Consider the following 14,126-nt stretch of genomic DNA (forward strand, 5'->3'; position numbering starts at 1 on the left):
GCACACGCTGTTTCGGTTATTACACGCGGCTGATGCCGTGTTTTCGAAGTTTTCGATATAAGGTATTGCGGCTGATGCCCAGGTGCTCGGCGACCCGGGTCAGGTGCCAGTGTTTTGCTTCCAGCACTTCCATCAGCGCCTGATGTTCAGCGCTCTGCAATACATCGACGCCCTCCGAAACTTCAGGCTCGACAGCCGCTCCCACAGAGGGCGCGTACGTCTTGATGATGGCGGGAAGGTCCAGGAAGTGGATGATGGTGTCTTCGCACAGCGCCACCAAGGTCCGTAGCACGTTGCGCATCTGCCGGACGTTCCCCGGCCAGGCAAAGCCAAGCAGTGCCTGACGCGCCTCGGGCGCCAATCGGACCACCTGCCCCTGTGCCTCTTGATGCAGCAGGAAATCCAGCAACTGCTCCTTGTCACTACGCTCGCGCACCGCTGGCAGCGCCACCTCCAGGCCATTGAGCCGGTAGTACAGGTCTTCGCGGAAACTGCCCTGCTCCACCCGTTCCAGCAAGTCGCGGTGGGTGGCGCTGACGATCCGCACATCCACTGCCTGCGGCTCACCACCAATCGGCACCACCTGGCGCTCTTCCAGCACCCGCAACAGGCGGGTCTGCAACGCCAGCGGCATGTCGCCGATCTCGTCCAGCAACAAGGTACCGCCGTCAGCCTGCAGCAGCTTGCCACGCATGCCCTCCTTGCGTGCTCCGGTAAAGCTGCCACCGCGATAGCCGAACAGCTCACTTTCGATCAGGCTCTCTGGGATCGACGCACAGTTGACCGCCACGAACGGCTTGCCACGGCGCTGGCTGGCCTGGTGCACGGCTTGGGCAAAGGCTTCTTTACCGCAACCGGTCTCGCCGCGCAGCAGCAGCGGCACATCGCGCTCGAACACACGCACGGCACGTTGGAAATCGTGCTGCAGAGCCGGGTCCAGCAAGCAGATGCCCGGCGCTGTGGCAGGCCTGGCCTGGGGCAGGCTGGCCGGCACCGTCCATCGCGGCGCCGACGCCTGGCCGCGCAGGCTGGCGAACACCTGGCGACCATCACGGGTGCGTAACGGCCAGACCGTACTGCCGCCTGGCGTCGCGCGGCTGAACAGCTCGTCGTGGCTGCAGGCGAAGAACATCTCCAGCGGTTTGCCCAATACACCGCCGCGAATGGTCCCCAACAGGTTCAGCGCACTCTGGTTGGCGGCGCAAATCCGGCCATCGCCATCGAACGCCAGCAACCCTTCACTGAACTGGCCGACCGACTCCGCCTGCACGTGGATGCGCAGCAACCACTGCTGCTCGAAGTGACGCAGGAAATAGCAGCTCTCGATCATCTTCGCCGACAGGTTGACCAGCGCCATGGTGTGGAACTGGCTCTGGCGCGATACGTCCGGCCGCGCCGAGGACACATCGAGCACCGCCAGCAGCTCACCGTGCGGGTCGAACACCGGGCTCGCCGAGCAGGTCAGCCCGGTATGGCGGCCGCGAAAGTGCTCATTCTGGTGAATGGTCAGGGCCTGACGCTCGACCAGGCAGGTGCCGATGCCATTGGTACCCTCGCGCGCTTCGCTCCAGTCCGCGCCCAGCCACAGCCCGGCACGCTCGAAGTTGCGCCGCTCGCTGGGCGCGGTGACACAGTTGAGGATCACCCCGCGGGCATCGGTCAACAGCACCGCATGGCCGGCGCCAGACAGCTGCTGGTGCAGGCTGTTCATTTCGCTGTCGGCGATTTTCAGGACTTGGCGCAGGCGCTCGCGGCTCTCCAGCAGGCGGCCGTGCTCAAGCACCACCGGTGCCTCGATCACTGACGGGTCGAGATGGTAATCGTCAAGGCAGCGCAGCCAGGAGCGGGCAATGGAAGGATCGCTGCCCGCTTCGCCACGGGCAACGGTATGCACTTGCTGGGCATGTTGGCTGAATGAGTTGCTCTGCATTTGTTGTTGTTCTCCGCAGATAGAGATTCAGGCCAGCATCCTCCACCTGCGCAGGGTTTGCAACGTACCCGCCGGCACCGTGTCGCAAACGGTACAAAGTGTCACCCCCGGCCGTCCCAAGCCTGGCACAGCGTTCCTTGCTGCAGCGCCAAAGCATGACCCAAGTCATTGATTCCACGAGGGTGCACCACGCTGGCCCGACCTTTGCTCTACGCTTTCCAACTCCTCAACAAACATAACAGCCAGGAGACACACCATGCGTTACGCACATCCCGGTACCGAGGGCGCGAAGGTTTCCTTCAAGAGCCGCTACGGCAACTTCATCGGTGGCGAATTCGTGGCCCCCGTCAAAGGCCAGTACTTCGAGAACACCTCCCCGGTGAACGGCCAGTTGATTGCCGAATTCCCGCGCTCCACTGCCGAAGACATCGATAAAGCCCTGGATGCCGCCCATGCTGCTGCCGATGCCTGGGGCCGCACCTCGGTCCAGGACCGCTCCAACGTCCTGCTGAAGATCGCCGACCGTATCGAGCAGAATCTGGAAATCCTGGCCATCACCGAAACCTGGGACAACGGCAAGCCGATCCGCGAAACCCTCAATGCCGATATTCCTCTGGCCGTCGACCACTTCCGCTACTTTGCCGGCTGCATCCGCGCCCAGGAAGGCGGCGCTGCGGAAATCAACGAAAACACCGTGGCCTACCACATCCACGAGCCGCTGGGTGTGGTCGGGCAGATCATCCCGTGGAACTTCCCGATCCTGATGGCCGCCTGGAAGCTTGCCCCGGCTCTGGCCGCCGGCAACTGCGTGGTGCTCAAGCCGGCCGAACAGACGCCGCTGGGCATCACCGTGCTGGTCGAGCTGATTGCCGACCTGCTGCCCAAAGGCGTGCTCAACGTGGTGCAAGGCTATGGCCGCGAGGCTGGTGAAGCATTGGCCACCAGCAAGCGCATCGCCAAGATCGCCTTCACCGGCTCCACCCCGGTCGGCTCGCACATCATGAAATGCGCGGCCGAGAACATCATCCCGTCCACCGTCGAGCTGGGTGGCAAGTCGCCGAACGTGTACTTCGAAGACATCATGCAGGCCGAGCCGAGCTTCATCGACAAGGCCGCCGAAGGCATGGTGCTGGCGTTCTTCAACCAGGGCGAGGTGTGCACCTGCCCATCGCGCGCCCTGGTGCAGGAATCGATCTACCCGCAGTTCATGGAAGTGGTGATGAAGAAGGTGCTGCAGATCAAGCGCGGCGACCCGCTCGACACCGACACCATGGTCGGCGCCCAGGCCTCGCAGCAGCAGTTCGAGAAGATCCTCTCGTACCTCGACATCGCCCAGCAGGAAGGCGCCGAGCTGCTGACCGGCGGCAAGGTGGAAAAACTCGAAGGTTCGCTGGCCACCGGTTACTACATCCAGCCGACCCTGCTCAAAGGCAACAACCGCATGCGCGTATTCCAGGAAGAAATCTTCGGCCCGGTGGTCAGCGTCACCACCTTCAAGGACGAAGCCGAAGCCCTGGCCATTGCCAACGACACCGAGTTCGGCCTCGGTGCTGGCGTGTGGACCCGCGACATCAACCGCGCCTACCGCATGGGCCGCGGCATCAAGGCGGGCCGCGTGTGGACCAACTGCTACCACCTGTACCCGGCGCATGCCGCATTCGGTGGCTACAAGAAGTCCGGCGTCGGCCGTGAAACCCACAAGATGATGCTCGACCATTACCAACAGACCAAGAATCTGCTGGTGAGCTACGACATCAACCCGTTGGGCTTCTTCTAAGACCGAGTCGCCTGCTTCGCGGGTAAACCCGCTCCCACTGGGACCGCACAAGCCTGAAAACTGTGCAATCCCCTGTGGGAGCGGCTTTAGCCGCGAAGAGGCCAGACCTGCTTTCACCAACCCAGAGCCAAATCCGCTCTGGCTCGCTTCCTGCAGTACCTATCACCATCGGCCTGGACACCTTCCGGCCATCAAGAAAAAGAACAGGTGAAACTATGCCAAGCGATCATTCCGCCGGGGTGCCGGCAGGGTCTTCCGTCGACTTCGAAAAGGTCGGTTCGGACTATTTCCAGCAACGTGAACTGAAGAAAGGCGCCGCCGGCTGGGTACTGCTGGTAGGCCTGGGCGTTGCCTACGTGATTTCCGGCGACTACGCCGGCTGGAACTTCGGCCTCGCCCAGGGCGGCTGGGGCGGCATGTTCCTCGCCACCTTGCTGATGGCCACCATGTACCTGTGCATGTGCTTCTCGCTGGCCGAACTTTCCTCGATGATCCCAACCGCTGGCGGCGGCTACGGCTTTGCCCGCAGCGCCTTCGGCCCGTGGGGCGGCTTTTTGACCGGCACGGCGATCCTCATCGAGTACGCCATCGCACCCGCCGCCATCGCGGTGTTCATCGGCGCTTATTGCCAGTCGCTGTTCGGTATCGGCGGCTGGATGATCTACCTGGCGTTCTACATCGTGTTCATCGGCATCCACATCTTTGGCGTGGGTGAGGCACTGAAGCTGATGTTCATCATCACCGCCGTCGCAGCCATTGCCCTGGCCGTATTCCTGGTGGCCATGGTGCCCCATTTTGATGCAGCCAACCTGTTCGACATCGCCAAAACGGACGCCGCGGGCGCCAGCAGCTTCCTGCCATTCGGCTATGTCGGCGTGTGGGCCGCGATCCCCTATGCCATCTGGTTCTTCCTCGCCGTGGAAGGTGTGCCACTGGCCGCTGAAGAAACCAAGAACCCCAAGCGCGACCTGCCCCGCGGCCTGATCGGCGCAATGCTGGTACTGCTGGCGTTCGCGCTGCTGATCCTGGTGGTCGGCCCTGGCGGCGCAGGCTCCGAAGCCTTGAAGGCCTCGGGCAACCCGCTGGTCGAGGCGCTGGCCAAGGCCTACGGCGGCTCCACCTGGATGGGCGGTTTCGTCAACCTGGTGGGCCTCGCCGGCCTGATCGCCAGCTTCTTCTCGATCATCTACGCCTATTCGCGGCAGATCTTCGCCCTTTCGCGCGCGGGCTACCTGCCGCGCAAGCTGTCGGAAACCAACAAGAGCAAGGCCCCGGTCATGGCGCTGGTGATCCCCGGAATCATCGGCTTCGCCCTGTCCCTGACCGGTCAGGGTGACTTGCTGATCCTGGTGGCGGTTTTCGGTGCCACACTGTCGTATGTGCTGATGATGGCCGCGCACATCACCCTGCGTATTCGCCGGCCGAAAATGGAACGCCCTTACCGCACCCCGGGCGGCATCTTCACCTCGGGCCTGGCCCTGGTGCTGGCCTGTATCGCCGTGGTCGCGGGCTTCCTGGTCGACCCACGGGTGGTGATTGGCGCTGCGGTGATCTACGCGGTATTCATCGCCTATTTTGCGTTGTACAGCCGCCACCACCTGGTTGCGGGCACACCGGAAGAGGAATTCGCCGCGATCCAGAAGGCCGAAGAGGCGCTGCACTGATCAAAGCCACCTGCCGCGGGCCAGCCCGCGGCTCTGGAGATTCTGTATGGCAAGTTTCGTACACACGGTGGGCCACCTGGTCTATCGCTTCGACAGCCTCAAGGACGTCATGGCCAAGGCCAGCCCGGCCCGTTCCGGGGACTTTCTGGCCGGCGTCGCCGCCAGCAACGACGGCGAACGCGTGGCCGCGCAGATGGCCTTGGCCAACATCCCGCTGACGCATTTTCTGAATGAAGCACTGATCCCCTACGAACAGGACGAGATTACCCGGCTGATCGTCGACACCCATGACGCCCAGGCCTTCGCCCCGGTCAGCCACCTGACCGTTGGCGGCCTGCGAGACTGGCTGCTCAGCGAAGAAGCTGATGAGCAGAGCCTGCGCGCCCTCGCCCCTGGGCTGACCCCGGAAATGGCCGCTGCCGTGTCGAAGATCATGCGTGTGCAGGACCTGGTCCTGGTGGCGCAGAAGATCCGCGTGGTCACCCGGTTCCGCGGCACCATCGGCCTGCGCGGGCGCCTGTCGACCCGCCTGCAACCCAACCACCCGACCGACGAGCCGGCCGGTATCGCCGCCAGCATCCTCGACGGCCTGCTCTACGGCAACGGCGACGCCATGATCGGCATCAACCCGGCCACCGACAGCATCGCCTCGATCTGCGCCCTGCTGGAAATGCTCGACGCCATCATCCAGCGCTACGATATCCCCACCCAGGCCTGCGTGCTGACTCACGTCACCACCTCGATCGAAGCGATCAACCGCGGCGTGCCGCTGGACCTGGTGTTCCAGTCGATCGCCGGCACCGAGGCGGCCAACGCCGGCTTCGGCATCAACCTCAACGTTCTGCGGGAAGGCTACGAGGCCGGCCTGTCGCTCAAGCGCGGCACCCTCGGGCAGAACCTGATGTACTTCGAGACCGGTCAAGGCAGCGCGCTGTCGGCCAATGCCCACCACGGCGTCGACCAGCAAACCTGCGAAACCCGCGCCTACGCCGTGGCCCGCCACTTCAAGCCGTTCCTGGTCAATACCGTGGTCGGCTTCATCGGCCCCGAATACCTGTACAACGGCAAGCAGATCATCCGCGCCGGCCTCGAGGACCACTTCTGCGGCAAGCTGCTCGGCGTGCCGATGGGCTGCGACATCTGCTACACCAACCACGCCGAAGCCGACCAGGACGACATGGACACCCTGCTGACCCTGCTGGGCGTGGCCGGGATCAACTTCATCATGGGCATCCCAGGCTCCGACGACATCATGCTCAACTACCAGACCACGTCGTTCCACGATGCGCTCTATGCGCGCCAGACCCTGGGCCTGAAGCCCGGGCCGGAATTCGAAGCCTGGCTGCAACGCACCGGCATCTTCACCCAGGCCGATGGCCGCGTGCGCTTTGGCGACAACCTGCCGCCGGCATTCCGCCAGGCCTTGGCGCAGCTGGCTTAGGAGGTGACCATGGCAGACCGATCCCCCACCCCGGACAATCCCTGGCTGGCCCTGCGCGACCTGACCCCGGCACGCATCGCCCTGGGCCGTTGCGGCACCAGCCTGCCCACGGGTGCGCAACTGGACTTCCAGTTCGCCCACGCCCAGGCCCGCGACGCTGTGCACCTGGCCTTCGACCACGCCACCCTGAGTGAACAGCTCAAGGACCGTGGCCGCGATAGCCTGGTGCTGCACAGCGCCGCCACTGACCGCCACCAATACCTGCAACGCCCCGACCTGGGCCGGCGGCTTAACGAAGACTCGGCCGAGCGCTTGCGCCAGCATGCCCAGGCCAACCCCGAAGGCGTAGACCTGGCCATCGTGGTCGCCGACGGCCTCTCGGCCCTGGCCGTGCACCGCCATACCCTGCCATTCCTGGCCCGCTTCGAGGAGCAGGCCGCAGCCGATGGCTGGACCAGCGCCCCGGTGGTGCTGGTCGAGCAAGGCCGGGTTGCCGTGGCGGACGAAGTTGGCCAATTGCTCGGTGCGCGCATGACCGTAATGCTCATCGGCGAGCGCCCAGGGCTGAGCTCGCCAGACAGCCTGGGCCTGTATTTCACCTACGCCCCGAAGGTCGGCCTGACCGATGCCTACCGCAACTGCATCTCGAATATCCGCCTGGAGGGCCTGAGTTACGGCATGGCGGCCCACCGGCTGCTATACCTGATGCGCGAAGCCTGCCGGCGCCAGCTTTCCGGTGTGAATCTGAAGGACGAAGCCGAGGTCCATAGCATCGACAGTGAAAATACCCCCAACCGGCGCGGCAACTTCCTGCTCGGTGAAGGTTAAAGAACCTGTAACGGAAGGCGGATTGCACTGATGGCCAGCATTGGGGCAGCATGCCCATGAAAGCTGCAGGCATTCCGCCGTTTCCCCAAATGGACTCTGAGGGCCGCACATGCGCATCATCAAGGCAACCCTGCAACACCTCGACCTGCTCACCCCGCTGTTCGTCAGATACCGCGAGTTCTATGGGCAGCTGCCTTTCCCCGACAGCTCGCGTGCCTTTCTCGAGAAACGCCTCAAACGCGACGAATCGGTGATCTACCTGGCCCTGGCGGACGATGATGACGGTAAATTGCTTGGTTTTTGTCAGCTGTACCCGAGCTTTTCATCGCTTTCGCTGAAACGTGTATGGATCCTCAACGACATCTTTGTCGCCGAAGACTCGCGGCGCATGCTGGTGGCCGACCACCTGATGCGCGAGGCCAAGAAAATGGCCAAGGAGACCCAGGCCGTGCGCATGCGGGTATCGACCAGCGCCAACAACGAGGTGGCGCGCAAGACCTATGAGTCGATCGGCTTTCGCAAGGACACCGAGTTCGAGAACTACATTTTGCCGATCAGCCAGGACTGACCCGTACCGGCCTCTTCGCGGGTTGACCCGCGAAGAGGCCGGTACGGGCTTGCGCAGTAACCCCCCGCTACAAACTCTGCGGGCACGTTTCCTTCTTCGCCGTATAATGCTTCGACCTGTCATGTGTGAAAATTTACCCACCCACAGGTAGTCATGCCGACGCCCAGGGCATTGCCCGTCATCGCGTGCCCGTATAGGCGGGTCAAGAACACAGGTGCTGTACATGGAATTCAACCCGCTGGACTTAATCCTGCATCTCGATGCCTACCTCGATCTGCTGGTCACCAATTACGGCCCCTGGATCTACGCCATCCTCTTTGCCGTGATCTTCTGCGAAACCGGCCTGGTGGTGATGCCGTTCCTGCCGGGCGACTCGCTGCTGTTCATCGCTGGCGCCGTGGCCGCCGGTGGCGGCATGGACCCGGTCCTGCTGGCGGTCCTGCTGATGGCAGCTGCGATCATGGGCGACAGCACCAACTATGTGATCGGCCGTACGACCGGCGAAAAACTGTTCAACAATCCGAATTCGAAGATCTTCCGCCGCGACTACCTGCAGCGCACCCACGAGTTTTATGAACGCCATGGCGGCAAGACCGTGACCATGGCGCGCTTCCTGCCGATCCTGCGCACCTTCGCACCGTTCGTGGCCGGTATCGCCCACATGCACTACCCACGTTTCCTCGGTTTCAGCGTGGCCGGTTCGCTGCTGTGGGTCGGCGGCCTGGTAACCCTGGGCTACTTCTTCGGCAACGTGCCCTTCATCAAGCAGCACCTGTCGCTGATGGTAGTCGCCATCATCGTGCTGTCGCTGGTACCGATGATCCTCGGCGTGCTGCGCAGCCGCCTGGGCCGCACCGCCAAGGTCCACTGACAGCAGACATGTGGTCCTTCAGCGCCTGGCGGCGCAAGCGCACACTCGCACGCTACCCGATCGACCCACAGCAATGGCAGGTGATCCGCGATCGCCTGCCAATGCTCGACGGCATCACTGATGCCGAGGACCAGTGGCTGCGCGAAGCCTGCATCCTGTTCCTGCTCGACAAGCACCTGACCACCCTCCCTGGGGTCGAACTGGACGACGAGCAGCGCCTGTTTCTCGCCGCCCAGGCGCAGCTACCACTGCTGCACCTGGGCGAGTTGAACTGGTACCAGGGCTTCCACGAGATCATTCTCTACCCCGATGACTTCAAGAGCCCGCAGCGCCACCGCGATGCCACTGGCGTGGAGCACGCGTGGGATGCCGAACACAGCGGCGAAGCCTGGCAGCAGGGGCCGATCATCCTGGCCTGGGCCGGGGTGCTGGCCAGTGGCGGCTGGGAGGCCTACAACCTGGTGATCCACGAGCTGGCGCACAAGCTCGACATGCTCAATGGCGATGCCAACGGCCTGCCGCCGCTGCACCCGGGCATGCGCGTGGAGGCCTGGGCTGCGGCCATGCAGCAGGCCTACGACGACCTCAATCGACAGCTCGACGCCGACCCCGACGCCGAAACCGCCATCGACCCTTACGCTGCGGAAAACCCGGCAGAATTCTTCGCTGTCACCAGTGAGTACTTCTTCAGCGCTCCCGACCTGCTGCAGCAGGCTTATCCACAGGTGTATCAGCAGCTTTCGCTGTTCTACCGGCAGAACCCGCTCGAGCGCCTGCTGAAGCTGCAGGCCGGGCACCCGGATTACCGCGAAAGCCACGCCTGATGCGGCCGCACATCCGCCCACACGTGGCATGGCCTGGTGGAATGTGCCTATAATCGCCGCCACTTTTTTGATCAAACACGGGGGCACCGCCCAATGAGCTACAGCAAGATTCCGGCTGGCAAAGACCTGCCGAACGACATCTACGTCGCTATCGAGATCCCGGCCAACCACGCGCCGATCAAGTACGAAATCGACAAGGACAGCGACACCCTGTTTGTCGACCGTTTCATGGCCACCCCGATGTTCTACCCGGCCAACTACGGTTTCATCCCGAACACCCTGGCCGACGACGGTGATCCGCTGGACGTGCTGGTCGTGACCCCGTACCCGGTTGCGCCTGGCTCGGTCATCCGCGCCCGTCCGGTCGGCGTGCTGAACATGACCGACGACGGCGGCGGCGACGCCAAGGTCATCGCCGTGCCTCACGACAAGCTGAGCCAGCTCTACGTCGACGTGAAGGAATACACCGACCTGCCAGCCCTGCTGATCCAGCAGATCGAGCACTTCTTCGCCAACTACAAGGATCTCGAGAAGGGCAAGTGGGTCAAGATCGAAGGCTGGGAAGGCGCCGACGCCGCCCGTGCCGCAATCACCAAATCGGTCGCTGCCTACAAAGGCTGATACCGCTTTGCTGAAAAAACCCCGCTTTGGCGGGGTTTTTTTATGGGTCACTCAGGAGGTCGGTAAAAAATCCTACGCAGTCCTACGCCTTTGCCCTACATCCCGGCATTTTTCACACCGTTCATATCAACATCACGTTCATATCGCTACTGGCAACCGGCCGCTACACTCGGCGATATGAACAGATCCGGTGACCGCCTCAAGGCACTCCTTCGGGAATGTGGCCTTACCCCCTCAGAATTCGCTGCCCAACGTCGCGTGTCGTCGCAGCACATCAACAACTGGTTCACCCGAGGCATCCCCATTGCCCGCCTCGATGAAATGGCCGAGTTGTTCTGCGTGCAGCGCCGCTGGCTGCTGACCGGCGAAGGTCCCAAGCATCCACATTCGTTGCTGCGCATGTACGCGCCTCAGACCATCCCGACGCACAATGCCGGTTTGCCATCGGAGTCGCCTGCGGCCTTGGTGCACGTGCCCTTTCACGAGCTGCGCAACGGCCAGCTCATAGCGCTCGACGGTCACCACATGGCAATGCCGGCACCTGCGCTGGAGGCACTGGCCGTGCCTGTGGACCAAGCGATCTGCATGACCATGCCTGCAGCCAACATGGCGCCGTGGATCCCGCGCGATGCCATCCTGGCGATCGACCTCAGCTACACCCGGGTGGTGGATGGCGAGATCTATGCCCTGCTGCACAACGGCAGGCTCAGGGTGAACAGCCTGAGCCTCGGCCATCAAGGCACGCTGTGCCTCCATAGCCACAACCGGCGTGAGGTGGTGGAGCGCTACACACCGCTACAATGCAAGGCGCAGAAGCTTGAGGTACTCGGCTGGGTGTTCCACTGGTCGCATTACCGTCAGCGACGCCCCGACTGACACACGCTGTGCCATTTTTTGCTGGGCATACTGCGCCAGCCCTTGTATGCTACGCCGCACATTCAGCCCCGCCCGGCGCAAGCCGTGTTGCAGAGGGCTCGGCGACGTTCCACACGACCGTCAGCCATCTCTTTCAGGCCCTTGCTGGCCACACAGTTAAGGCGGTTGCGACTTACCATAAATTAGTCGGAAGCGTCCCCGAGAAGCCGGCCACAAGCCGGCTTTTTAATGCCTGCCGGTTTGTTCGCCATGATATTTGCAGCGCCTGTGCGATCGAGCGCCGCCCGCGCGGCGCATCGCGGATAAATCCGCTCCTACATTTGTTGCAACGTGCCGAACCTGTTACGCCATGGTCGCCTGCCTTGGTGCATGTCTTGAGTCTTGCGAACCGGCTGACAACCATGGCCTCACAGGCATGGCCACGTTGCAACAAATGTAGGAGCGGATTTATCCGCGATGCGCCGCGCGGGCGGCGCCCGATCTCACAAACGACGCAACCTTAAAGCCCTACTCAAAAGTCATACCGCGCCCCGACCATCATGCTCCGCGATGGCCCATAGAAGTTGAACGTCGAGGTCGAGCCCACCCGTGACAGGTAATCCCGGTCGAACAGGTTGTTGACGTTCAAGGTCGCCGTCAGCTTCGAAGTCACCGGGTACGACAGCATCGCATCCACGGTGGCATAGCCCGGCGCATCGATGCGCACGCCGCCGTTCTCGGAGTAGAAGTTGCTCATCGCCGATACACCGCCACCAATGGCCAGCCCGTTCAGCGGGCCCTGGCTGATGGTGTACTTGCTCCACAGCGACGCCTGGTTGCGCGGCATGATGAAGAAGGTGGTCTCAGCATCGCCCTTGACCGTTTCGGTTTCCATCCAGGTATAGCCCGCCAGCAGTTCCCAATTTGGCGTGAGCTTGCCGCTGACTTCCACCTCCGCGCCCTTGACCCGGGTCTTGCCGGAGGCGACCGAGAAACCTGTATCCACGCCATCGGTATCGTACTGGGTACTGGCGCGGTTCTTGTCGGTCAGGCGGAACACCGAGAAGCGGGTGTTCAGGTCGCCACCGAAATAGCTGCTCTTCAGGCCGAATTCATACTGCTCGCCCTGGCGTGGCTTGAGTACCCGGCCATTGCTGTCGGTGTCGGACTGCGGCTTGAACACCTGCGAATAACTGGCGTACAGCGCGTGGTTTTCGGTCAGGTCGTAGACCAGGCCACCATACGGCGTAAAGCGGCCATCGACGCGCTTGTTGTCGTCGACCGTCGAGCCGCTGCTCAGCGTGGTGGTATAGAAATCACCGCGATACCAGCTGAAACGGCCACCGGCAATCAGCGCCAGGCGCTCGACCGGGCGGAAGGTCACCTTGGAATACAGGCCGTATTCCTCTTCCTGCATGCCGGTCTCGGTGCTGTAGTTCGGCGACGGCTTGGCGAAGCGCGTTGGCGTGTAGGTGTTGACGTTGATGCTGCCCAGGTTGGTGGTGCCGTTGAGGTACTCGGTGTCGTAGTTCTTGTAGTCGCTGCCAACCACGAATTCGCTGACCTGGCCGAAGGTTTCGAACGGCTGGCTGTAGCTGGCGTCGAGCGAGTAGGTGTCTTGGGTGAAGTCCCGGGCGCTGGCACGCTCGGAGTTGGCCCCGGTGGTGGCATTGGTCGCGGTGAAGGCGTACAGGTAGTTGGTGTCGCGGTGCGAGCCACGGGCGGCGACGCGGCCATAGCCACCGTTATCGAAGCGGTGGGTCAGTTCGGCGACCAGGTCGGTGGTCTTTCCGTCGAAGTAGTTCCAGTCGGCGCCGAGGAACTTCGAATGGCTGAAATCAGGCACTTCACCGGACAACGTCGCCGGGTAGCCGTTATGCGGTGTGATGTTCTTCACTTCATGGATCAGGCCGAACGACAGCTGGGTGTCGTCGTCCAGGTCGATGTCCAGCGCGCCATAGTAGCTGTTGCTGGTGTTGGCGTTGTAATCGACTTCGCCGTTGGTGTCGTCACGCGAGGCGATGAAACGACCGCGCACCCGGCCGGCATCGTCCAGCGGCCCGCTCAGGTCGATTTCTTCGTGGTTGGTGTCCCAGGTGCCATAGCTACCCTCGACATGGCCCTGGAATTCGGCGGTCGGGCGCTTGCGCACCATGTTGACGATGCCGCCCAGTTCGCTGGTGCTGCTGAACAGCCCGGCCGGGCCGCGCATGATCTCGACCCGGTCGAAGGCGGCCAGCGACGGCACAGTGCCGAAGATGCTGGCCATGGGCGCCGGCAGGCCGTCGATGTTGAATTCGCTGTACTCGTAGCCACGGGCGTAGATCGACGAACGGCCACTGTCGTTGGTCAGGGTGCGCAGGCCCGCGGTGTATTTGGCCAGGTCATCCAGGTGCACGAACTGGCGGTCCTTGACGTAATCCTGGGTGTACACGGTGATCGACTGCGGGATGTCCTTGAGTGCCGCCGGGGTCTTGGTACCCACGGTGGCGGCATCGACGCTGTAACCACCCGTCTGTTCCGAGGGCAGCATGTCGTACAGGCGGTTGCCTTCGATGGTCAGCGCCGGCAGGTCGAGCGAAGCGTCGTCCGCTGTCACCTCACTTGCCACTGTTTCAGCCAGTGCCGACAACGAATAAGGCGCGAGCAGCCCCAGCACCAGCCATCCCCGCACCCGTCGCGCACTCCCCGCACCTTTGAAACCGCTCATGACACACCCTTCGCTCAAATGATATTTAATCGCAAAC

Annotated in this window: 11 protein-coding genes; 9 read left to right on the forward strand and 2 right to left on the reverse strand. The window is 62.9% G+C overall.

Annotated features, from left to right (window positions below; all coding sequences use genetic code 11):
* Positions 1-19: 19 nt before the first annotated feature.
* Positions 20-1,930, reverse strand: coding sequence for a sigma-54-dependent Fis family transcriptional regulator (locus ACQKPS_RS22510; protein WP_254481585.1), 1,911 nt, complete (start codon positions 1,928-1,930; stop codon positions 20-22).
* 256 nt (positions 1,931-2,186) lie between these two features.
* Here ACQKPS_RS22510 and exaC point away from each other — a divergent pair, with 256 nt between their 5' ends.
* The 9 genes from exaC (at position 2,187) to ACQKPS_RS22555 (ending at position 11,400) form a co-directional block, all read left to right on the forward strand.
* Entirely contained in the window at positions 2,187-3,707 is a 1,521-nt protein-coding gene (gene exaC, locus ACQKPS_RS22515; protein ID WP_254481586.1) for an acetaldehyde dehydrogenase ExaC, read from the forward strand.
* Positions 3,708-3,922: 215 nt separating this feature from the next.
* Positions 3,923-5,371 (forward strand): ethanolamine permease, encoded by a 1,449-nt coding sequence (gene eat, locus ACQKPS_RS22520; RefSeq protein ID WP_254481587.1) that lies wholly within the window; start codon positions 3,923-3,925, stop codon positions 5,369-5,371.
* Between the two features lie 46 nt (positions 5,372-5,417).
* Positions 5,418-6,812 carry an ethanolamine ammonia-lyase subunit EutB gene (locus tag ACQKPS_RS22525; protein ID WP_254481588.1) on the forward strand — a complete coding sequence of 465 codons (1,395 nt, stop codon included), beginning with the start codon at positions 5,418-5,420 and terminating at the stop codon, positions 6,810-6,812.
* A 9-nt stretch (positions 6,813-6,821) separates the two neighbouring features.
* Positions 6,822-7,640: an ethanolamine ammonia-lyase subunit EutC gene (gene eutC, locus ACQKPS_RS22530; RefSeq protein WP_254481589.1), complete on the forward strand. Its 819-nt coding sequence runs from the start codon at positions 6,822-6,824 to the stop codon at positions 7,638-7,640.
* Positions 7,641-7,749: 109 nt separating this feature from the next.
* Positions 7,750-8,208, forward strand: coding sequence for a GNAT family N-acetyltransferase (locus tag ACQKPS_RS22535; RefSeq protein ID WP_254481590.1), 459 nt, complete (start codon positions 7,750-7,752; stop codon positions 8,206-8,208).
* Positions 8,209-8,431: 223 nt separating this feature from the next.
* Positions 8,432-9,079 (forward strand): DedA family protein, encoded by a 648-nt coding sequence (locus ACQKPS_RS22540; RefSeq protein WP_254481591.1) that lies wholly within the window; start codon positions 8,432-8,434, stop codon positions 9,077-9,079.
* 8 nt (positions 9,080-9,087) lie between these two features.
* Entirely contained in the window at positions 9,088-9,903 is an 816-nt protein-coding gene (locus ACQKPS_RS22545; protein ID WP_254481592.1) for a zinc-dependent peptidase, read from the forward strand.
* Positions 9,904-9,996: 93 nt separating this feature from the next.
* A complete protein-coding gene (ppa, locus tag ACQKPS_RS22550) occupies positions 9,997-10,524 on the forward strand; it encodes an inorganic diphosphatase (protein ID WP_003255365.1) in 528 nt (175 codons plus the stop codon).
* 177 nt (positions 10,525-10,701) lie between these two features.
* Positions 10,702-11,400, forward strand: coding sequence for an XRE family transcriptional regulator (locus tag ACQKPS_RS22555; RefSeq protein ID WP_427605654.1), 699 nt, complete (start codon positions 10,702-10,704; stop codon positions 11,398-11,400).
* Positions 11,401-11,911: 511 nt separating this feature from the next.
* Here the strand turns inward: ACQKPS_RS22555 and ACQKPS_RS22560 are convergent.
* Entirely contained in the window at positions 11,912-14,089 is a 2,178-nt protein-coding gene (locus ACQKPS_RS22560; RefSeq protein ID WP_283725242.1) for a TonB-dependent siderophore receptor, read from the reverse strand.
* Between the last annotated feature and the right edge of the window lie 37 nt (positions 14,090-14,126).

It is taken from the genome of Pseudomonas sp. NPDC086566, assembly GCF_050280885.1.
Taxonomy (GTDB): domain Bacteria; phylum Pseudomonadota; class Gammaproteobacteria; order Pseudomonadales; family Pseudomonadaceae; genus Aquipseudomonas; species Aquipseudomonas vlassakiae.

Bases quoted from the DNA above. Each gene is read 5' to 3' on its own strand.
- ACQKPS_RS22510 (WP_254481585.1), bottom strand. From the start codon at position 1,930: ATGCAGAGCAACTCATTCAGCCAACATGCCCAGCAAGTGCATACCGTT.
- exaC (WP_254481586.1), top strand. From the start codon at position 2,187: ATGCGTTACGCACATCCCGGTACCGAGGGCGCGAAGGTTTCCTTCAAG.
- eat (WP_254481587.1), top strand. From the start codon at position 3,923: ATGCCAAGCGATCATTCCGCCGGGGTGCCGGCAGGGTCTTCCGTCGAC.
- ACQKPS_RS22525 (WP_254481588.1), top strand. From the start codon at position 5,418: ATGGCAAGTTTCGTACACACGGTGGGCCACCTGGTCTATCGCTTCGAC.
- eutC (WP_254481589.1), top strand. From the start codon at position 6,822: ATGGCAGACCGATCCCCCACCCCGGACAATCCCTGGCTGGCCCTGCGC.
- ACQKPS_RS22535 (WP_254481590.1), top strand. From the start codon at position 7,750: ATGCGCATCATCAAGGCAACCCTGCAACACCTCGACCTGCTCACCCCG.
- ACQKPS_RS22540 (WP_254481591.1), top strand. From the start codon at position 8,432: ATGGAATTCAACCCGCTGGACTTAATCCTGCATCTCGATGCCTACCTC.
- ACQKPS_RS22545 (WP_254481592.1), top strand. From the start codon at position 9,088: ATGTGGTCCTTCAGCGCCTGGCGGCGCAAGCGCACACTCGCACGCTAC.
- ppa (WP_003255365.1), top strand. From the start codon at position 9,997: ATGAGCTACAGCAAGATTCCGGCTGGCAAAGACCTGCCGAACGACATC.
- ACQKPS_RS22555 (WP_427605654.1), top strand. From the start codon at position 10,702: ATGAACAGATCCGGTGACCGCCTCAAGGCACTCCTTCGGGAATGTGGC.
- ACQKPS_RS22560 (WP_283725242.1), bottom strand. From the start codon at position 14,089: ATGAGCGGTTTCAAAGGTGCGGGGAGTGCGCGACGGGTGCGGGGATGG.